General features: G+C 71.4%; 17 protein-coding genes. 7 read left to right on the plus strand and 10 right to left on the minus strand.

Annotated features, from left to right (window positions below; all coding sequences use genetic code 11):
• Positions 1-150: 150 nt before the first annotated feature.
• The 4 genes from ACFQO7_RS20305 to ACFQO7_RS20320 form a co-directional block, all read right to left on the minus strand.
• The gene (locus tag ACFQO7_RS20305) at positions 151-1,029 is read right to left on the minus strand and encodes an acyl-CoA thioesterase (RefSeq protein ID WP_360529375.1); all 879 of its coding nucleotides are present in this window, start codon (positions 1,027-1,029) and stop codon (positions 151-153) included.
• A gap of 49 nt (positions 1,030-1,078) precedes the next feature.
• Positions 1,079-2,536 carry a pyruvate kinase gene (gene pyk / locus ACFQO7_RS20310; RefSeq protein ID WP_361039632.1) on the minus strand — a complete coding sequence of 486 codons (1,458 nt, stop codon included), beginning with the start codon at positions 2,534-2,536 and terminating at the stop codon, positions 1,079-1,081.
• Between the two features lie 130 nt (positions 2,537-2,666).
• Entirely contained in the window at positions 2,667-3,557 is an 891-nt protein-coding gene (locus tag ACFQO7_RS20315; RefSeq protein ID WP_360529381.1) for an LLM class flavin-dependent oxidoreductase, read from the minus strand.
• Between the two features lie 143 nt (positions 3,558-3,700).
• Positions 3,701-4,123 carry a helix-turn-helix domain-containing protein gene (locus ACFQO7_RS20320; RefSeq protein ID WP_376807807.1) on the minus strand — a complete coding sequence of 141 codons (423 nt, stop codon included), beginning with the start codon at positions 4,121-4,123 and terminating at the stop codon, positions 3,701-3,703.
• A gap of 466 nt (positions 4,124-4,589) precedes the next feature.
• Here ACFQO7_RS20320 and ACFQO7_RS20325 point away from each other — a divergent pair, with 466 nt between their 5' ends.
• The 6 genes from ACFQO7_RS20325 to ACFQO7_RS20350 all read left to right on the plus strand — a co-directional run bounded on the left by ACFQO7_RS20325 (position 4,590) and on the right by ACFQO7_RS20350 (position 7,406).
• The gene (locus ACFQO7_RS20325) at positions 4,590-5,219 is read left to right on the plus strand and encodes a sigma-70 family RNA polymerase sigma factor (RefSeq protein ID WP_373314367.1); all 630 of its coding nucleotides are present in this window, start codon (positions 4,590-4,592) and stop codon (positions 5,217-5,219) included.
• A complete protein-coding gene (locus tag ACFQO7_RS20330) occupies positions 5,216-5,677 on the plus strand; it encodes a hypothetical protein (RefSeq protein WP_376807808.1) in 462 nt (153 codons plus the stop codon). Before ACFQO7_RS20325 ends, ACFQO7_RS20330 begins: the two co-directional genes overlap by 4 nt.
• Complete coding sequence (locus ACFQO7_RS20335) at positions 5,677-5,982, plus strand: hypothetical protein (RefSeq protein ID WP_376807809.1); 306 nt, start codon at positions 5,677-5,679, stop codon at positions 5,980-5,982. The genes ACFQO7_RS20330 and ACFQO7_RS20335 overlap by 1 nt, the downstream gene beginning before the upstream one ends.
• Positions 5,975-6,313, plus strand: a complete 339-nt coding sequence (locus ACFQO7_RS20340) for a helix-turn-helix domain-containing protein (RefSeq protein WP_360529393.1) — start codon at positions 5,975-5,977, stop codon at positions 6,311-6,313. Before ACFQO7_RS20335 ends, ACFQO7_RS20340 begins: the two co-directional genes overlap by 8 nt.
• A 12-nt stretch (positions 6,314-6,325) precedes the next feature.
• Positions 6,326-6,469: a hypothetical protein gene (locus tag ACFQO7_RS20345; RefSeq protein ID WP_361045836.1), complete on the plus strand. Its 144-nt coding sequence runs from the start codon at positions 6,326-6,328 to the stop codon at positions 6,467-6,469.
• A 394-nt stretch (positions 6,470-6,863) separates the two neighbouring features.
• Positions 6,864-7,406: a DUF6239 family natural product biosynthesis protein gene (locus tag ACFQO7_RS20350; RefSeq protein WP_360529399.1), complete on the plus strand. Its 543-nt coding sequence runs from the start codon at positions 6,864-6,866 to the stop codon at positions 7,404-7,406.
• Positions 7,407-7,483: 77 nt separating this feature from the next.
• Here the strand turns inward: ACFQO7_RS20350 and ACFQO7_RS20355 are convergent, their stop codons facing one another.
• Both ACFQO7_RS20355 and gltB read right to left on the minus strand, forming a co-directional pair.
• Positions 7,484-8,953 carry a glutamate synthase subunit beta gene (locus ACFQO7_RS20355; protein WP_376807810.1) on the minus strand — a complete coding sequence of 490 codons (1,470 nt, stop codon included), beginning with the start codon at positions 8,951-8,953 and terminating at the stop codon, positions 7,484-7,486.
• Positions 8,946-13,559: a glutamate synthase large subunit gene (gene gltB, locus ACFQO7_RS20360; RefSeq protein ID WP_376807811.1), complete on the minus strand. Its 4,614-nt coding sequence runs from the start codon at positions 13,557-13,559 to the stop codon at positions 8,946-8,948. The genes ACFQO7_RS20355 and gltB overlap by 8 nt, the downstream gene beginning before the upstream one ends.
• Positions 13,560-14,261: 702 nt before the next feature.
• Here gltB and ACFQO7_RS20365 point away from each other — a divergent pair.
• The gene (locus tag ACFQO7_RS20365; protein WP_376807812.1) at positions 14,262-15,113 is read left to right on the plus strand and encodes a mechanosensitive ion channel family protein; all 852 of its coding nucleotides are present in this window, start codon (positions 14,262-14,264) and stop codon (positions 15,111-15,113) included.
• A gap of 223 nt (positions 15,114-15,336) precedes the next feature.
• Here ACFQO7_RS20365 and ACFQO7_RS20370 read toward each other — a convergent pair whose 3' ends face one another.
• The 4 genes from ACFQO7_RS20370 to trpA all read right to left on the minus strand — a co-directional run bounded on the left by ACFQO7_RS20370 (position 15,337) and on the right by trpA (position 19,081).
• A complete protein-coding gene (locus ACFQO7_RS20370) occupies positions 15,337-16,533 on the minus strand; it encodes an FAD-dependent oxidoreductase (protein ID WP_376807813.1) in 1,197 nt (398 codons plus the stop codon).
• Between the two features lie 3 nt (positions 16,534-16,536).
• Positions 16,537-17,667, minus strand: a complete 1,131-nt coding sequence (gene lgt, locus ACFQO7_RS20375; RefSeq protein WP_376807814.1) for a prolipoprotein diacylglyceryl transferase — start codon at positions 17,665-17,667, stop codon at positions 16,537-16,539.
• Positions 17,668-17,746: 79 nt separating this feature from the next.
• On the minus strand, positions 17,747-18,076 hold the full coding sequence (locus ACFQO7_RS20380) for a hypothetical protein (RefSeq protein WP_376807815.1): 330 nt from the start codon (positions 18,074-18,076) through the stop codon (positions 17,747-17,749).
• A 225-nt stretch (positions 18,077-18,301) separates the two neighbouring features.
• The gene (gene trpA, locus ACFQO7_RS20385; protein ID WP_376807816.1) at positions 18,302-19,081 is read right to left on the minus strand and encodes a tryptophan synthase subunit alpha; all 780 of its coding nucleotides are present in this window, start codon (positions 19,079-19,081) and stop codon (positions 18,302-18,304) included.
• Positions 19,082-19,119: the final 38 nt, after the last annotated feature.

The following is a 19,119-nucleotide window of genomic DNA, read 5'->3' on the forward strand; positions in this document are numbered from 1 at the left end:
TCACTCCCCCACCCGAACGACCCCGCCCCTCGTGACCCACCCCACCCATGATCACGACGATCTTGCGCGAACTGTCGCCCTTTCGCCCGTTTCAGGCGTGTCGTACCCGCGGTTCACGCAAGATCGTCGCTTCGAGCGCGGGCACGGGGGTCAGGCGCCGACGGGGCGGAGGAGGCCTTCCTGGGCGGCGGTGGCGATGTGGCGGCCGTCGCGGGTGAACATGCGGCCGGTGGCGAGGCCGCGGGAGCCGGAGGCCGAAGGGCTGGCGCAGTCGTAGAGGAACCACTCGTCGGCGCGGAAGGGGCGGTGAAACCAGAGGGCGTGGTCGAGGCTGGCGCCGATGACGCCGCCGGGGCCCCAGACCTCGCCGTGGACCGACAGGACCGCGTCGAGCAGGGTCAGGTCGGACAGGTAGGTGAGGGCGCAGGCGTGCAGCAGGGGGTCGTCGGGGAGCTTGCCGTCCAGGCGCATCCAGACCCGCTGCAGGGTGTTGGCGGATCGCTTGCCGGGGCGCACCCAGCCGGGCTCGTCGACGTAGCGCACGTCCATGGGGCGGGGCAGGATCTTCCAGATGCCGAGGCGTTCCGGGTACGGCGAGAGGCGGTCGGCCATGGTGGGCAGCTCGTCGGGGCCGGGCACGTCGACCGGCGCGGGGTCGTGGTGGTCCAGCCCTTCCTCACGCACCTGGAACGAGGCCGACATCAGGAAGATGGGCTTGCCGCGCTGCATCGCCACGGAGCGGCGTACGGAGAAGGAGCGTCCGTCGCGGATCTTCTCGACGTGGTAGTCGATCGGCTCGGCCATGTTGCCGGCGCGGACGAAGTAGCCGTGCAGGGAGTGCACGTGGCGCGACGGGTCCACGGTGCGGCCGCCGGCGACCAGGGCCTGCGCGGCGACCTGGCCGCCGTAGACGCGCGGGGGCCCGATCGGCGGATTCTGGCCCCGGAAGACGAGATCGTCGACCGGGGCCAGGTCCAGCAGCTCGACCAGGCTGTCGACGGCGGCCTGACCGGTGATGGGGTCCGTCATGTCACTTCCGTTCGCGCGGGCCGAACGTTCGTTCGGCGTCGCGCCCACCCTAGCCCTGGGTCGGCTGCGTGGCCTGGGCCAGGGTCTGCGGCATCGCCAGCGAGCCGAGCTGGTGCACGCGCAGGGTGTTGGTGGAGCCGGGGGTGCCGGGCGGGCTGCCCGCCACGACCACCACGTAGTCGCCGACGTTGGCTCGGCCGAGGCTGAGCAGGCGCTCGTCGACCTGGCGGAACATGTCGTCGGTGTGGTGCACGAACGGCATCAGGAAGGTCTCCACGCCCCAGGCGAGCGCGAGCTGGTCGCGGACCGCGGGTTCGGGGGTGAAGGCCAGCAGCGGCAGTTCGCAGTGCAGCCGGGCGAGCCGGTGCACGGTGTCGCCGGTGACGGTGAACGCGACCAGGGCCTTGGCGCCGACGGCGCGGGCGATCTGGGAGGCCGCGACGGTGAGCGCGCCGCCGCGGGTCCGCGGGTCGTGCTGCAGCCGCGGCACGGAGATCTGACCGGCCTCGGTCGTCGTGATGATCTTCGCCATGGTGCTGACGGTCAGCACCGGGTACTTGCCGACGCTGGTCTCGCCCGAGAGCATCACCGCGTCGGCGCCGTCGAGCACGGCGTTGGCGACGTCGGAGGCCTCGGCGCGGGTGGGCCGCGAGTTCTCGATCATGGAGTCGAGCATCTGCGTGGCCACGATGACCGGCTTGGCGTACTCGCGGCCGAGCTGGACGGCCCGCTTCTGCACCAGGGGGACCTGGTCGAGGGGGAGCTCGACGCCGAGGTCGCCGCGGGCGACCATGAGGCCGTCGAACGCGTCCACGATGGCCTCGAGGTTGTCGACCGCCTCGGGCTTCTCGATCTTCGCGATGACCGGGCGGACGACGCCCACCTCGTGCATGATCGCGTGGACCAGCTTGATGTCCTCGGGCGAGCGCACGAACGACAGCGCGATGAGGTCGACCCCCAGCGCGAGCGCGAAGCGCAGGTCCTCGGCGTCCTTCTCGGACATGGCGGGCACCGACACGGCCACGTTCGGCAGCGAGACGCCCTTGTTGTTGGAGACCGGCCCGCCCTCGATGACGAGGCAGCGGATGTCCGGTCCGTTGACGCCGGTCACCTCGACGGCGACCTTGCCGTCGTCGATGAGCAGGCGGTCGCCGACCTTGACCTCGGCCGGCAGCTTCCGATAGGTGCAGGAGACCCGGTCGGCCGTACCGAGGATGTCGTCGCTGGTGATGACAACACTGTCACCGGTACGCCACTCGTGGGGGCCGTCCGCGAACTTGCCAAGTCTGATCTTCGGACCCTGCAGGTCGGCCAGCGTGGCCACAGCCTTGCCAGTGGCGGCCGACACCTCACGGACCCGCAGGTAGGCCTGCTCGTGGTCGGCGTGGGAGCCGTGGCTGAAGTTCATGCGGGCGACGTCCATCCCGGCCTCGACGAGCCCGCGGAGGCGCTCGGGGGACCAGGTGGCAGGGCCGAGAGTACAGACGATCTTTGCGCGGCGTGTCACGACGGGCAAGCCTAGTCCTCTGATGTGACCTAGGTTGCAACGGGGCGTCACTGTCTCGACAAATCCCGGATACACGCGCGAGACTGAACGATCCCTCAGTCGGCGGAAACGGGACGTTCGTCGCGGCAGGTCAGCCGCCGAAGGCTGCCGCCACCGCGGCCGGCAGTTTCTCGTAAACGCCCTGGCCAGGGTCGAAACAGGTGCCCGGAACGGGCCGGTGCACCACGATCTCGTCGATGCCCAGCTCGGCGTAGCGGCCCGCGAAGTCGACGAACGCCTGCACCGACGCCAGCGGCTGTTCCCGGGTGAAACCGGTGAGCAGGATATGCGACAGTTCCGCCGGGTCCCGGCCCTCCGCGGCGCACGCTCGGCCCAGCCCGTCGAGCTGGCCGGCGATGATGCCCGGCAGCAGCTCAGGGTCGGTCTCGTCGCCCTTGCGGGCCGGGCCGGTGGTGATCCACGCCTGGCCGTGCCGGGCCGCCAGCGCCAGTCCCCGCGGGCCGGTGGCCGCGATCGCGAGCGGCGCCCGGGGCCGCTGCACGCAGCCGGGCAGCATGCGGGCCTCGTACGCCGAGTAGTGCTTGCCGTGGTGGGTGGTGTCACCGTCGGTGAGCAGCCGGTCGAGCAGCGGCACGAACTCCTCGAAGCGCTCGGTGCGCTCCGCCGTCGACCAGGGCGCCTGGCCGAGCACCGAGGCGTCGAACCCGATGCCGCCCGCGCCGATGCCGACCGTGACCCGCCCGTCCGAGACGTCGTCGAGGGTCATCACGTCCTTGGCCAGCGTGACCGGGTGCCGGAAGTTGGGCGAGGTGACCATGGTGCCCAGCCGCAGCCGCGCGGTGACCCCCGCCGCGGCGGTGAGCGTCGGCACCGCGCCGAACCAGGGCCCGTCGCGGAACGTGCGCCACGACAGGTGGTCGTACGTATAGGCGGCGTGGAACCCGAGGTCCTCGGCCTCCCGCCAGACGTGGCGGCCTTCGCGCCAGGGGTACACAGGCAGGATCAACGCCGAGACTCGCATTGCACCGAGGTTATCAGCGGAGCTGCTGGCGTCCGCCTTCGCGAACGCGGCGGTTCGGCCTTGGAAGCCTCCCTTACCCGCCGGTCGCTCGCCCGCTGCGCGGACTTCCGCTCCTGGCGGGTGCGGTCGGCGGCCGAACCGCGTTACGCCGCTGCCCGCCTGGGGCGGTTGAGCATGGCGGTGATCTCGGTGCGGCGGGCGTGGCGCTGGGCCTCGCGCAGGCCGGTGAGGTATTCGACGAGTTCGGCCTTGGCCTGGGGGTCGAGGTCGGACTGCAGGATCGGGGTCAGCTCCTCGTCGGCGTCGTGGTGTGCCACGTTGGCCGCCGCCGTCAGGGCGTTGACGACGTCGTCGCCGAGCGCCTCGGCGACGCGGCGCACCGAGCCGACGGTCACCGAGTCGCCGCCGTCGCGGATCCAGTCGAAGATCGTCTGACGGGCGATGCCCGAGTCGCGCGCGAGTTTCGCCACCGACCAGCCGGGCCGGCGGGTCATCCGACGCAGATACCGACCCCATTCGGTGTCCGGCTGCGCCCGGTCCGGTGCTGCCGCTGATACGTCGCCCATACCTAACAGGCTACCGGGCTCATCCGAAACGTTTCCATCCCCCACGCGTCGTTGACAAGTGACGTGTCTTTCGGTGATGGCCTCGGTGAAGTAAGGGTTGTGACCGGTCCACGGTCACCCATTAGAGGGTAAACGTCGTTTCCAAACGTCGTTACTTGCGTCGTGTATGGACGACGGTTATCGTGACGTCCAGCGCCAGACCGACAGATCCAGATGACGGTGCGTCGCCCGCAAACAACGTGGTCCGCGCCCGGACCGCGTCATCGTCTCGGGATCGGCCGGCCGGCGCCGCAGCGGTACGCCGCTGCTCCCCCTCGCGGTGTGGCCGCCCAAGGCACTGGGCGGCCACACCCCGGGCCCGCCGGACCGTGAACCCCGGTCCGGCGGGCCTTTCGATCGAAGATCCCCCCGCCAGAAGAGGAGCAACCTACGTGCTCATGACATGCAAGGGCCGGGTGTCGCGCGGATGAGCCCGACCGCTGTCACGACGGAAGCCCGCACCACCCTCGCCGGATCGGTGCCCGAGGAGCAGTCGTACGTATGGAACCTGGTCGAACGAGCGCAGCAGGGCGACACCGAGGCGTTCGGGAAGATCTACGCGCAGTACGCCCCCGCGGTCTTCCGCTTCATCTACTTCCGGGTCCGGCACAGCCCCACCGCCGAGGACCTGACGTCCGACACCTTCCTGCGCGCCCTCAAGCGCATCGGCAGCGTGCGCTGGCAGGGCCGGGACTTCGCGGCCTGGCTGATCACCATCGCGCGCCACATCGTGGCCGACTACTACAAGTCCGGCCGCTACCGCTTCGAGGTCAGCGGCGAGGTCCTCGACTTCGACCAGGAGGAGTTCAGCCTCGACGGCGCTCCGGACCGGGTCGCCATGGACCACGTGAACAACCTCGCGCTGCTCGCGGCGGTCAAGAAGCTCAACCCCTCCCAGCAGCGCTGTATCGCGCTGCGTTTCCTGGTGGGACTGTCCACCGCGGAGACCGCGCAGTCGATGGGCAAGAGCGAGGGCGCGGTCAAGGCGCTGCAGTGCCGCGCGGTGCGCATGCTCGGCCGGCTGCTGCCCGACGGCTTCGAGGAGGGCAGGTCATGACCCTGTCCACCACCTTCCTCTCGCTGTACACGGCGGCGGTGGCCGCGGTGAGCTTCTCCGCGACGCTGTTCCTGATGCGCGACCGGCTGTCGCTGGTCGAGGAGGCGAAGCTGATCCTGGACCGGGTGGACGACGCCGAGGGGCAGTGGTGGGGCCCCGAGGACGGTCCGCAGCCCGCGCGGCGGCGCGCGATCGTGGCGTTCTGGGGCCGCGCACTGAACCGGCGCCGGCCGGATGGATCCCGGTGGCGACCCACCGGACCGGCCGGCGACCCCGCACCGGCGAGCCGGGCGACCGCGGTCGGGCAGGCCGCGCCGGTACGCCGGCCGGAGGCCGACCCCGAGGTCACCGCGTACCTCGACGCGGTGCCGCCGTACCCGGCCGTGGACTACCGGGGCAAGCACACCGCGACCGGGGCGTACCCGCAGGTCCCGTCGACCCGGCAGGCTTACCCGTGATGCGAAGGGCGTGGCGGCGGTGGCTGGCCCGGCTGTGCGACCGGGAGGCCATGCGGGCCGGGGTGGAGGTGAGCGCGCTGCGCTCGGCGCTGGTGGCCGAGGCCGTGCTGGCCCGGCGCGCCGAGGAGCTGGCGCGGCGGGCCTGCCGGGAGCGCGACCGCTACCGCGGTGAGGCGGTCGCGCTGCACGCCGAGCTGGCGGCGGTGCGCGACCTCATCGGCGGCGACGAGTGGTGGTGGCCCGTCTGGACGGCCGACTCCCGTGGACTCGCCGAGCCGGGCACGAGGGAGCACGCCGGTGTCTGACTCGCCCACGCCCGTCCCGCGGCTGCCCGCGCACGTGCGCGAGGTGGCGGTGCGCGCCTGCGGCAACGACGAGCTGACCCCGCGGCTGGTGACGGCGCTCGCCGCCGTCTACGCCGCGGGGCTGCGCGACGGAGCCGGCGTGCGTGCCGGCCGCCGCGACATGATGACCCCGGCCGAGGTGCTGGCACTGCTGCCGGTGGACCGCAAGACCGTCAAGCGCTGGGCCGACCGCGGCCTGCTGCGCGTCACCCGCACCGCCGGCGGTCACCGCCGGTACCTGCGCGAGGACGTCGCCGCTCTGCTGGTCAAGCACGGCTGGGTGCCACGCTGAAGGAGTGGTTCGATGGCTTCGGAGCTCTATCGCCGCAGGCACGGCGGCACCAGGCTGCCGTCTCTGCTGCTGCTGTTCGCCGAGGGCGTGATCTTCGGGCTGGGGGTGTTCGTCTCCTTCGGAGTGTTCACGACCATGCTCGCCCTGGTTCATTGATCAGCACAGAGTGATCGAGTACTACTCTGTGTAGCCTATCTTTGAAGGCAACTGCCCGATTCGATGCAACAGCTCGTTAATGTGCGTCGATGTCCACTCATGCCATCACTCATGGTGACGTGCAGGTGATCCACTCAAGAGTTGCTATATCAGCATTTTTAGACGTACCGTGCACGTGCGAATTGCAACATGCGTCTTCTTTGAATCGGTGATGTCCCCAGCGCCCGGAGTCAGTACGTCCGGATGATGGCGCGTTGACCTGCAGTCCACAATTCGGCGTCGTCCGTGAATTCGCTCTGTGTTACTAGCGCAGCGACGTCACTGGAGGCACGCTGAGTATTCGTTCATTCGGCGCGTACGCCCGGACGCCCAGTGGTCCCGGAAGGGAAGACAGGTGATTGTCAAAGTCAAGAGCGGGGCGTTCTGGCTCTCCATTGTCGGCCTCGCTCTGGTCCTGGTACTGGCCGCATATCTCGTCGTATGGCCGGCCGGCCAGGGAGTAAGTCAAGAGACGAGCGTGCTGGCCAGGGTGATAGCCGCGACGGCGATCGGCGTGGTGCTCATGCTCGCCGGCGCGGTGGCGCTGTCCAATCAGCACCTCGTCAACCGCCTGCACGAGGCGGAGACCCGACAGCTGGCCCGCGACCACCAGCGCGGCGAGCACATGCGCATCGTGATCACGGCATTGAGCGACATAGTCCAGCAGCTCGCCCAGTTCAGCAAGACCCTGGAGGAGACAGCCGGGCGGGCAAGCCCCGGCGAGTCTCCACAACTGCACGTGCGTGAAGACCTCGGCAAGCTCAGCGCCATGGTGGAGCTGCTGCGCGAGGACCAGGAGGAGCTGTTCGAGGTGGTGACGCGGATGCAGGCCGACAACGTGACGGTCCTGCCGGTGCGCCGCGGCGACCCGAAGACCCGAGGCCCGGCGAACCGCTGAGGTCACCGTCCCGAAGCGATAAGAAGGGCACCTTCTACAACGCGGAGCGTTGTGAAGGTGCCCTTCCTTTGCTTTGGTCAGGCGGGGATGAGGGGGCGGGAGGAGGGGGCCACGGGAGCGGGGAGGCTGCCTTCGCCGCCGAGGTAGCGGTGGATGGCGGCGGCGGCGCTGCGGCCCTCGGCGATCGCCCAGACGATCAGGGACGCGCCCTTGTGGGCGTCGCCGGCGACGAAGACGCCGTCGGCGGGGGTCTGCCAGTCCGGGCCGCACTCGACGGTGCCCCGCGGGCTGCGGGCCAGGCCGAGCTGCTCCAGGGCCCCGGTGGCGTCGGTGCCCTCGAAGCCGATGGCCAGCAGCACCAGGTCGGCCGGGATCTCCCGCTCGGTGCCGGGCACCTCGGTGACCACGCCGCGGCCGTTCACCCGCTCGACGATCACGTCCACCAGCACGATCGCGCGGACGCGGCCCTGCTCGTCGCCCACGAAGCGCTGCACGGCGACGGAGAAGACCCGGTCGCCGCCCTCCTCGTGCGCAGCGTAGTTGCGCAGGATCCACGGCCAGGTCGGCCACGGGTCGCGCTGCTCGTCACGGGCGTCCGGGGGCTGCGGATACCGGTCGAGCTGGGTCACCGACGCCGCGCCCTGCCGGTGGGCCACACCCAGGCAGTCCGCGCCGGTGTCTCCGCCGCCGATGATGATCACGTGCTTGCCCGCGGCGGTGATCTCCGGCTGCGGGCCGCCCGCCACGGCCACGTTGGCCTGGGTCAGGTGTGCCATCGCCTGGTGGATGCCGGACAGCTCGCGGCCCGGGGTGTCGGTCTCACGCCCGGCCAGCGCGCCGGTGGCCAGCAGCACCGCGTCGTGCTCGGCCCGCAGCTGCGCCGCGGACACGTCCACGCCGACGTTCACACCGGTGCGGAAGGCGACGCCCTCGGCCAGCAGCTGCTCGACGCGGGCGTCGATGTGCTGCTTCTCCAGCTTGAAGTCCGGGATGCCGTAGCGCAGCAGGCCGCCGATGGCGTCGTCGCGCTCGTACACGGTGACCGTGTGCCCGGCGCGGGCCAGCTGCTGCGCCGCGGCCAGGCCGGCCGGGCCGGAGCCGACCACGGCCACCGTCTTGCCCGACGGGGCGGCGGCCGGCTGCGGGCGGACCCGGCCGTTCTCGTACGCCCGGTTGATGATCTCGACTTCGACCTGCTTGATCGTCACGGCGTCATCGCCGATGGCGAGCACGCACGACGCCTCGCAGGGCGCCGGGCACAGCCGCCCGGTGAACTCCGGGAAGTTGTTCGTGCTGTGCAGCGACTGGATCGCGGCGTTCCAGTTGCCGGTGCGCACGAGGTCGTTCCAGTCCGGGATCCGGTTCCCGAGCGGGCAGCCCTCGTGGCAGAACGGGATGCCGCAGTCCATGCAGCGGCCCGCCTGCTCGCGGATCAGCTCGTCGTCGGCGGAGGGGTACACCTCGCGCCAGTCCATGATGCGCACCGGCACCGGCCGGCGGGCCGGCATCCGCCGGCCGAAACGCAGGAAACCATTGGGGTCAGGCACGTGCCACCTCCATGACCGCGGCGTCGATGTCGCGGCCGGCAGCCTCGGCGGCCCGCATGGCTTCGATCACGCGCTTGTAGTCGCGCGGGATCACGGCGGTGAAGCGTTCCACGCTGCCCGCCCAGTCGGCCAGCAGCTTCTCCGCCACCGCCGACCCCGTCTCCTGGAAGTGCCGCTCGACGATCTCGAGCAGGCCCTCGGCCTCCACCTCGCCGACCGGGCCGAGGTCGACCAGCTCCCGGTTGACCAGCAGCGGGTCCAGGTCGAGCACGAACGCCGCGCCGCCGGACATGCCCGCGGCGAAGTTACGCCCGGTCGGGCCGAGCACCACCACGGTGCCGCCGGTCATGTACTCGCAGCCGTGGTCGCCCACGCCCTCGACCACCGCGGTCGCGCCCGAGTTGCGCACCGCGAAGCGCTGGCCGACCCTGCCGCGCAGGTACACCTCACCCGAGGTGGCCCCGTACAGCAGGGTGTTGCCGGCGATGATGTGGTCCTCGGCGGCGAACTGGCTGCGCGCGTCCGGGCGCACGATCAGCCGCCCGCCGGACAGGCCCTTGCCCGCGTAGTCGTTGGCGTCGCCGAGCAGCCGCAGCGTGACACCGCGCGGCACGAACGCGCCGAACGACTGCCCGGCCGTGCCGTGCAGGGTCACGTCGATGGTGCCGTCGGGCAGGCCCGCCCCTCCCGCGCGCCGCACGACCTCACCGCCCAGCATCGCGCCGACGCTGCGGTGCTCGTTGCGCACCGCCACGTCGAACCGCACCGAGGCGCCGGTCAGCAGCGCCGGCTCGGCGTGCCGCAGCAGCGTGTTGTCCAGCGACTTGTCCAGCCCGTGGTCCTGCTCGCGCACCTTGCGGGGCGCATCGCCGTACGGCGAGCTCGGCAGGGCCAGCACCGGCGACAGGTCCAGCCCGTGCGCCTTCCAGTGCTCGGTGGCCGGGGCCAGGTCGAGCAGGTCGGCGCGGCCCACGGCCTCGTCGATGCTGCGCAGGCCCAGCGCCGCCAGCTGCTCGCGCACCTGCTCGGCAAGGAACCAGAAGAAGTTCTCCACGAACTCCGGCTTGCCGGTGAAGCGCTCGCGCAGCACCGGGTTCTGGGTGGCGATGCCGACCGGGCAGGTGTCCAGGTGGCAGACCCGCATCATGATGCAGCCCTCGACGATCAGCGGGGCGGTGGCGAAGCCGAACTCCTCCGCGCCCAGCAGCGCCGCCACGATCACGTCGCGGCCGGTCTTGAGCTGGCCGTCGACCTGCACCGTGACCCGGTCGCGCAGCCCGTTGAGCAGCAGCGTCTGCTGCGTCTCGGCCAGTCCCAGCTCCCACGGGGTGCCCGCGTGCTTGAGCGAGTTCAGCGGGGACGCGCCGGTGCCGCCGTCGTGGCCCGAGATCAGGATGACGTCGGCCTTCAGCTTCGCGACACCCGCCGCGACCGTGCCGACGCCGACCTCGCTGACCAGCTTGACGTGCACCCGCGCGCCGGGGTTGACGCACTTGACGTCGAACACCAGCTGCGCCAGGTCCTCGATCGAGTAGATGTCGTGGTGCGGCGGCGGCGAGATCAGGCCGACGCCCGGCGTGGCGTGCCGGGTCTTGGCGATCCACGGCCACACCTTGTTGCCGGGCAGCTGGCCGCCCTCGCCGGGCTTCGCGCCCTGCGCCATCTTGATCTGGATGTCGTCGGCGTGCACGAGGTATTCCGTGGTCACGCCGAAGCGGCCGGAGGCCACCTGCTTGACCGCCGAGCGGCGGGCCGGGTCGTACAGGCGCTCGACGTCCTCGCCGCCCTCACCGGTGTTGGACTTGCCGCCGATGCGGTTCATCGCGATCGCCAGGGTCTCGTGCGCCTCGGCCGAGATGGAGCCGTACGACATCGCGCCGGTGGCGAACCGCTTGACGATCTCCGTCGCGGGCTCGACCTCCTCGATCGGGATCGGCGTGGCGTCCTTGAACCGGAACAGCCCGCGCAGCGAGCCCGCCGCGGCCGCCAGGCCGTCGACCTTCTCGGTGTAGCGCTGGAACACGTCGTACTGACCCGACCGGGTGGCGTGCTGGAGCAGGAACACCGTCTCCGGGTTGAACAGGTGCACCTCGCCCTCGCGGCGCCACTGGTACTCGCCGCCGACCTCCAGCCGCCGGTGCGACTGCTCCGCCGGGTTCGTCGGGTACGCCACCGCGTGCCGCGCCGCGACCTCGGCGTGGATCTCGGCCAGGCCGATGCCCTGGATGCGGCTGGGCGTGCCGGTGAAGTAGCGCTCCACCAGCTCCGAGGACAGGCCGACCGCCTCGAACACCTGCGCGCCGCAGTACGACGACACCGTCGAGATGCCCATCTTCGACATGATCTTCTGGATGCCCTTGCCCAGCGCCTTGACGACGTTGCGCACGGCCTTGTCGGGCGTGATGTTCGGCAGGATGCCGGTGGTGATCAGGTCCTCGACGCTCTCGAAGGCCAGGTACGGGTTGATCGCGGCCGCGCCGAAGCCGACCAGCACCGCCGCGTGGTGCACCTCGCGGCAGTCGCCGGACTCGACGACCAGCGCCACCTGGGTGCGCGTCTGCTCCCGCACCAGGTGCTGGTGCACCGCGGCGGTGAGCAGCAGCGACGGGATCGGGGCCAGGTCGGCGGTGGAGTCGCGGTCCGACAGCACCAGGATGCGCACGCCGTCCTCGATCGCCTCGGACACGTGCCGGCGGATCTCGGTCAGCCGGGCCCGCAGGCCGTTCGCGCCGTCGCGCAGCGGGTACAGGCCGGAGACCCGCACCGCCTTGAAGCCGGGCAGGTCGCCGTCCTCGTCGATCGAGAGGATCTTGGCCAGCTCGTCGTTGTCGATGACCGGGTACGGCAGCACGATCTGCCGGCAGCTGGTCGGACCCGGGTCGAGCAGGTTGCCCTCCGGGCCGATGGTCGACGCGAGGCTGGTGACCATCTCCTCCCGGATCGCGTCCAGCGGCGGGTTGGTGACCTGCGCGAAGATCTGGTGGAAGTAGTCGTAGAGCAGCCGCGGCCGGCTCGACAGCGGCGAGATCGGGGTGTCGGTGCCCATCGAGCCCAGCGGCTCCGCCCCGGCCCGCGCCATCGGCGCGAGCAGGATCTTCAGCTCCTCCTCGGAGTAGCCGAAGGTCTGCTGGCGGCGCTGCACCGAGTCGTGGGTGTAGACGATGTGCTCGCGCTCGGGCAGGCCTTCCAGGTGCATCAGCCCGCTGTGCAGCCAGTCGGCGTACGGCTGCTCCGCGGCGAGCTCGCCCTTGATCTCCTCGTCGGAGATGACGCGGCCCTGCGCGGTGTCGACCAGGAACATCCGGCCCGGCTCCAGCCGGCCCTTGGCCACCACGGTCGCCGGGTCGAGGTCGAGCATGCCCGCCTCGCTGCCCAGCACGACCAGGCCGTCCTCGGTGCGCCACCAGCGCCCCGGGCGCAGTCCGTTGCGGTCGAGCACCGCACCGACGACGGTGCCGTCGGTGAACGCGACGCTGGCGGGGCCGTCCCACGGCTCCATCAGGCTGGCGTGGAACTGGTAGAACGCCCGCTTCGCGGGGTCCATCACCGGGTCGTTCTCCCACGCCTCCGGGATCATCATCAGCACCGCGTGCGGCAGGCTGCGCCCGGTCAGGTGCAGCAGCTCCAGAACCTCGTCGAAGTTCGCCGAGTCCGACGCCTCCGGCGTGCAGATCGGGAACAGCCGGCGCAGGTTGCCCGGCAGCAGCGGGCTGGCCAGCAGCGCCTCACGGGCCTGCATCCAGTTCTTGTTGCCCCGGATCGTGTTGATCTCGCCGTTGTGCGCGATGAACCGGTACGGGTGGGCCAGCGGCCAGCTCGGGAACGTGTTCGTGGAGAACCGCGAGTGCACCAGCGCGATCGCGCTGTCCACGCGCTCGTCCGACAGGTCCGGGAAGAACGACGCCAGCTGGTCGGGCGTGAGCATGCCCTTGTAGGTGATCGTGCGGCCGGACAGCGACGGGAAGTACAGCGGCACGTCGCGCTCGCGGCTCTCCCGCTCGGTCTGCTTGCGCACGCAGTAGGCCACGCGCTCCAGCTCCAGGCCGCTCAGCGGCTCGCCGTAGCGGGGGCCGGAGATGCTGTGCGCGGACAGGAACACCTGCCGGATGCGCGGGCGTGCGGCGTCGGCGGTCGCGCCCAGCCCCTCGGCGTCCACCGGCACGTCGCGCCAGCCGAGGATCTGCGCGCCCTCCACCAGGGCGTACTTCTCCAGCACGGTCAGCGCGCGGGCCTCGTCGGCGCCGTTGACGGGCAGGAAGACCAGGCCCGTCACGTACTGGCCGGCGGGCGGCAGCGGGAAGTCGACCACCTCGCGCAGGAAGGCGTCGGGGACCTGGATGAGGATGCCCGCGCCGTCGCCCGTGGTGGTCTCGGCGCCGCGCGCGCCGCGGTGGTCCAGGCGGCACAGCGCGGACAGGCCGCGGGCCACCACGTCATGGCTGCGGCGGCCGTGCACGTCGGCCACGAAGGCCACGCCGCAGGAGTCGTGCTCGAAGGCCGGGTCGTAGAGACCGACGGCGGCGGGCGCGGTGGTCATACCAGGCTGCGTCGCGGCCGGAGCGGCCGTCATGCCAGGCTGCAGGGGGTGCGGGTACGGCGATGCCACCGGGCCTCCTGTCGTCACGGGGAATGAACATCGGTATCGGCCACGAACGGGGTGGGATGCCTGGATGCCGCGACAGCGATGGCGCGGGGGCTATGCCGGGTTCGTTTAGCGGTGCCTATCCGAGCGGGACGACGTCGGCCCTTGAATGAACCCGCAGGTTCAGCGGTACACGGACTCTCTCGCGCTGTCGCACGAGCATGGGGACGAGTCTGTGAGTGTTGAGTCTACGTTAAACGCCCTGGGTGTCCACCAGACACAGATTGATCACACGTCCAGATACTGGGAAGCTACTTCCCAGTTAGCAGGCATACGCGAGTGCGCCAGGCCGCTGCCCGTCGCGCGTTCAAGCCCGTGGCGGGCACATTTCCCCCGCGTGTCGGGCGCGTCGCGGAGGTTAACGGCCCGCCTCGGGAATGCCCCCGCCGCGCGCTGCCCGCCCCACGACGCGTCGACGGCCGGCCACGACTCCATCGACGATCGCTGCCGGGGCCGTGATCCGGGGACCTCGGGTGCGCGGCGGCGGCCCGCCGACGTCAGCCGCCGACGGCAGTTTCGACATTCGGCCCATATTCAGTGTTACCGGCCTTAGTCTGCGGCTGAAGGTCCGCTGCCGCGGGCCGCTCACGCGGGGCACGGCCCTCGCCGGTCGACGGGCGCGCCGACGGGCGTCACCGGCTCCGCTATGGCGGAAGGTGGACGACCGTGAATCCCACTGTGCAGGTCCTGCTCAGCGCGCTGGCGTACATCGCCCTCAAGGTGCTCGCCTGCGCCGCCATCCTGGTCGTCGGCTGGATCATCGCCAAGGCGATCGGCAGCCTGGTCGACAAGGGCCTGGCCCGAGCCAGGTTCAACCACCTCGCGCAGCGCACGGGCATGGACCGGTGGACCGGCAGGTACACACCCAGCGGCCTGGTGGGCAAACTCGTCTACTACGCGCTGCTGCTGTTCACGTTCCAGCTGGCGTTCAGCGTGTTCGGGCCCAACCCGATCAGCAACCTCATCGACACCGTGATCAGCTGGCTGCCGCGGCTCATCGTGGCCTGCGTGATCCTGGTGGTCGCGGTCGCCATCGCCAACGCCGTCTTCGACGTGATCACCAACGCGCTGTCGCACTTCTCGTACGGCCGCGCCGTCGGGCGCATCGCCCAGGTCGCGATCATCGCGTTCGGCGTGATCGCCGCGCTCAACCAGATCGGCGTCGCCACCACCATCACCATGCCGGTGCTGGTCGCCATCCTCGCCACCATCGCCGGCATCCTCATCGTCGGCGTCGGCGGCGGCCTCATCGCCCCCATGCGGGAGCGCTGGGAACGCGCCCTGAACAAGGTCGAGGAAGAGGGCACCCGAGTCTCCGAACACCTCAAGACCCGCGCCGCCGAACAGCGCGCCGCCGAGACCGCCGCCCTGTCCAAAGACCGCGGCGACACCATGGTCCAGCCCAAGTACCCCGGCGAGAAGCCCTCCGACGTCAAGCCGTCGGCCAAGGAAGCGGCCGACAAACTCACCGAGAAGGCCACCGCCCTCCGCAAGGACATGCAAGGCCCCGAACTCTGAGCGTTCAGACTTCCACGCGTTGATCATGAACTTATGGCACGGTTCGACGGCGTGTCTTCGACCTAACCTCATGATCGATTCCGGCCTGCTGTCGCGCCGTCGGGTGATCATGAAGTTGTGGGCACGACACGCCGGTGAGCCGTGCCATAGGTTCATGATCAACGCGGCGCGGCACCGCGCGGCGCGGCACCGCGCGGCGGGCCCGAGGGCAGGCTGCGGAGGGTCAGGCGGCCGGGGGCTGCCAGTCGGCGGCGACCGTGGCGGCGCGGTCCAGGACACGGGGGGCCAGCGCGCCGAAGGCGCGGTCGCGGGCGCGGGTGACCAGGTTGCCGCGCGGGGCGAGCACCGCGCCGACACGCTGGGTCTGGCGGACCACCTGGGCGGCGCGGGAGCGGCGGGCGGCCGAGTACGCGGCGAGCGCGGCGTTGCAGCCCGGCCCGGGGATCGCCGGGTGCAACAGGGAGCGCAGCGTGGCCGCGTCCTCCAGGGCCAGCCCGGCCCCCTGGGCGAGGTGGTGCGGCATGGCGTGGGCGGCGTCGCCGACGAGCGCGAAGCCGCCGGTGCCGATCGGGAAGGCCAGTTCGTTGGGTAGCGGGCGCAGCTGGCGGCCGTCCTGCTGCACCAGGTCGTCGGGCTCGGTCGCGGCCAGCAGGTCCGCGATCGGGGCGTGCCAGCCGGCGAACCAGCGCTTGAGCAGCGTCAGCTGGGTGGCCTTCGACTCCGGGCGGGCCGCGCCGGCGACGGTGGCGGTCCAGTAGATGCCGCCCCGGCTGGACGCGCCGGAACTGCCCCGGTCACCGAGCGAGGCGGCCAGGAAGCGGTAGCCGCCGCCCAGCGTCTCCCCGGCCAGCACCAGGTCGTCAGGCAGCTTCGGGGCGCGATACCAGGGGATGACCGCGCGCCAGGCGGCATAGCCGGAGCTGACCGCGATCGACTGCGGCGCGAGCCGAGCCCGCAGCGTGCTGTCGGCCCCGTCTGCGGCGACGATGACGTCGGCCTCCCAGGTGTGCCGGCCGTCGCCGACCGCCGGCCGGTCCCCGGGACGGGCGTGCATGCTGCGCACGGTGATGCCGGTGCGGATCTCGATCTGGTCGCCGAGCCCCGCGATGAACGTGTCGTGCAGGTCCTCGGCGTGCACGACCACGGCCTGCGCGGTGCCGGGCGTCGGCTGGGCGAGGTACTGCCCGTCGGCCCGGCGCAGCCCGCCGGACGGGACGGGCGTCGCGATGGCGGCCAGGCCGCCGCCGAGCCCGAGGGAGCGCAGCGCGGCGACGGCGTTGGGCCACAGCAGCAGCGCGGCGGGGTCGGCCCGCAGCCGGTCCGCCCGCTCCAGCAGGGTGACCCGCCAGCCGGTGCGCGCGAGCGCCCCCGCCGTGGCGAGGCCGCCGACGCCCGCACCGACCACCACCGCGCTGCGCATCGCTCAGTCCTTCGTCGAGGAGGTCTTCTGCGCGGACAAGTCCGAGCCCTGGTCAGCAGCGCTGTCGGAGGGGTCGTCGAACTCGTCCGACACGGCCTTCGGCGTGCTGTCGCCGTCCTCGCCGCCGTCGCCCGGGGCGGCGGCGTCGGGGCGGGTGCCGTCGGCCAGGAAGGCCTGGTACTGCGCCTCGGTGACGATGGTGAAGCCCTTGACGGGCTCGCCGTCGGCGTCGACGTTCGGGATCAGGAACTCCTGCGGGCCCTTGCGGAGGAAGAAGAACGCCGCCGCGCCGAGGAAGACGATGATTGAAGTCCAGACGTTGAGGCGCATGCCGCCGATCATCGTGGCGGTGTCGGTGCGCATCGCCTCGATCCAGCCGCGGCCCAGGGTGTACAGCATCACGTACAACGCGAAGGCGCGGCCGCGGCCGAACTTGAAGCGCTTGTCGAGGGCGTACACGACACCGGCGACGCCGAGGTTCCACAGCAGCTCGTAGAGGAACGTCGGGTGGTAGAGGCCCTCCCGCAGCTCGGGCTCGCCGTCCGGGCCGAGCATGGCCTGGCCGGGCTGGGTGTCGGACATGACGTGCACCTGCAGGCCCCACGGCAGGTCGGTCTTGCCGCCGTACAGCTCGTTGTTGAACCAGTTGCCGAGCCGGCCCACGGCCTGCGCCAGCGGCAGCCCGACCGCGATGGTGTCGGCCACGAAGCTGAACGACATGCCGAGCTGGCGGCAGGCCAGCCAGGCGCCGACCGCGCCACCCGCGACGCCGCCCCAGATGCCGAGGCCGCCCTCCCAGATGTAGAGCGCCTTGACCAGGTCGCCGCCCGCGCCGAAGTACGCGTCGGGCGAGCTGAGCACGTGGTAGATGCGCGCGCCGACGATGCCGAACGGCACCGCCCACACGGCGATGTCGAGCACGGCCCACGGCGGGGCACCCCGGCTGCGCATCCGCCGGTCGGTGACGATGCAGGCGAGCACGATGCCCGCGATGATGCACAGCGCGTACGCCCGCAGCGGCACGGGTCCGAGTTGCCAGACCGCCGTGGACGGGGACGGGATGGAGGCGAGGTTCACGAGCCAGAACCCTACCGCCCCCACCCCCCAACTCCACACCCCCGCCCGTCCCCTCATTTCGGCTGATCATGAACTTATGGGCGGGTTCGACGGCGTGTCGCCGGCCTAACTTCATGATCGATCTGACGGATTCCGGTCAGACGAGCCACTGGGCGCCGTTGCGGTGGTGGAACGGGGGGATGTCGAGGTCGGGGTGGTGCGGGTCGCGCACGGCCATGCGGAGGGCGCGGCGCAGGCGCTGGCGGGCCTTGCGCTCCTCCTCGCGGGCGAAGCGGCCCGCGTCGGCGTCACCGGGACGCCAGCGGGCAAAACGGTGGACCTCCACCCGGTGGCGCAGACGCTGCGGCCGTGGACGGCGCCCCTCCCGGCGGGCGTCGCGCAGGCAGGCATGGCTGTATCGCAGATCGCAAAGCTCGGCCACCCGCAGCGCAGGCAGTGTGGCGGGCGTCGTCCGCTGGTGATTCATGGAGAAATGTCCGGACAGAACGGGACAAAGCGGCTCCTTCCGGTAGCCGCCAGGTCATTCCTGGCAGCTACCGGAAGCCGCTGGGCCCGTCGCCGCGTTCAGTCACGGCCGATCGAAACACACCCATGCCAGCGCCGCGCCCGCCACCCACTCGGTCGATCATGAAGTTATGGCGGCGACACACCGTCGAACCCTGCCATAAGTTCATGATCGACCCGGTAAAGCCTAGGGGGTGAGGCCGGAGCGGAGGTCTTGGGTGAGGGTGCGGAGGGCGGGGAGGCCGCCGTCGGCGAGGGCCGAGACGAGGGCGCTGCCGACGATGACGCCGTCGGCGTACGCGCCGACCTCGGCGGCTTGGGCGCCGCTGCGCACGCCGAGGCCGACGCCGACGGGCAGGTTGCCCGCGGCGGCCTTGACCCGGGCGACCAGGGTCGGGGCGGCGCTGGAGGTGCTGTCGCGGGCCCCGGTGACACCCATGACCGCGGTGGCGTACACGAAGCCGCGGCAGTGCGCCACGGTCATCGCGATGCGCTCATCCGTCGACGACGGGGAGACCAGGAAGATCCGGTCGAGCTTGTGCGCCTCGGAGGCGGCCAGCCACTCCTGCGCCTCGTCGGGGATCAGGTCCGGGGTGATCAGGCCGGAGCCGCCGGCGGCGGCCAGGTCCCGGGCGAACGCGTCGACGCCGTACTTCTCGATCGGGTTCCAGTAGCTCATGATCAGCACGGGCACGCCCGCGCCGGAGACGGCCTCGACGGTGTGCAGCACGTCGCGGGTGCGCACACCCCCGGCCAGCGCCTGCTCGGTGGCCCGCTGGATGACCGGGCCGTCCATAACCGGATCGGAGTACGGCAGGCCGATCTCCACCAGGTCGACCCCGGACTCGATCATGGCCTTGACCGCGGCGATGCCCTCGGCCACCGACGGGAACCCGGCGGGCAGGTAGCCGACCAGGGCCGCCCGCCCCTCGGCCCGCGCCTTCTCGAAAGCGACGCTGACGCTCACTGTGTCACCTTTCGTTCGCGACTGCGGGGCTCGCTACG

Source organism: Catellatospora aurea, assembly GCF_042663325.1.
GTDB classification, from domain to species: Bacteria; Actinomycetota; Actinomycetes; order Mycobacteriales; family Micromonosporaceae; genus Catellatospora; species Catellatospora aurea.

Coding starts and splice junctions, on each gene's coding strand:
- ACFQO7_RS20305 (WP_360529375.1), bottom strand. CDS start 1,029: ATGACGGACCCCATCACCGGTCAGGCCGCCGTCGACAGCCTGGTCGAG.
- ACFQO7_RS20315 (WP_360529381.1), bottom strand. CDS start 3,557: ATGCGAGTCTCGGCGTTGATCCTGCCTGTGTACCCCTGGCGCGAAGGC.
- ACFQO7_RS20320 (WP_376807807.1), bottom strand. CDS start 4,123: ATGGGCGACGTATCAGCGGCAGCACCGGACCGGGCGCAGCCGGACACC.
- ACFQO7_RS20325 (WP_373314367.1), top strand. CDS start 4,590: ATGAGCCCGACCGCTGTCACGACGGAAGCCCGCACCACCCTCGCCGGA.
- ACFQO7_RS20330 (WP_376807808.1), top strand. CDS start 5,216: ATGACCCTGTCCACCACCTTCCTCTCGCTGTACACGGCGGCGGTGGCC.
- ACFQO7_RS20335 (WP_376807809.1), top strand. CDS start 5,677: ATGCGAAGGGCGTGGCGGCGGTGGCTGGCCCGGCTGTGCGACCGGGAG.
- ACFQO7_RS20345 (WP_361045836.1), top strand. CDS start 6,326: ATGGCTTCGGAGCTCTATCGCCGCAGGCACGGCGGCACCAGGCTGCCG.
- ACFQO7_RS20370 (WP_376807813.1), bottom strand. CDS start 16,533: ATGCGCAGCGCGGTGGTGGTCGGTGCGGGCGTCGGCGGCCTCGCCACG.
- lgt (WP_376807814.1), bottom strand. CDS start 17,667: ATGAGGGGACGGGCGGGGGTGTGGAGTTGGGGGGTGGGGGCGGTAGGG.
- ACFQO7_RS20380 (WP_376807815.1), bottom strand. CDS start 18,076: ATGAATCACCAGCGGACGACGCCCGCCACACTGCCTGCGCTGCGGGTG.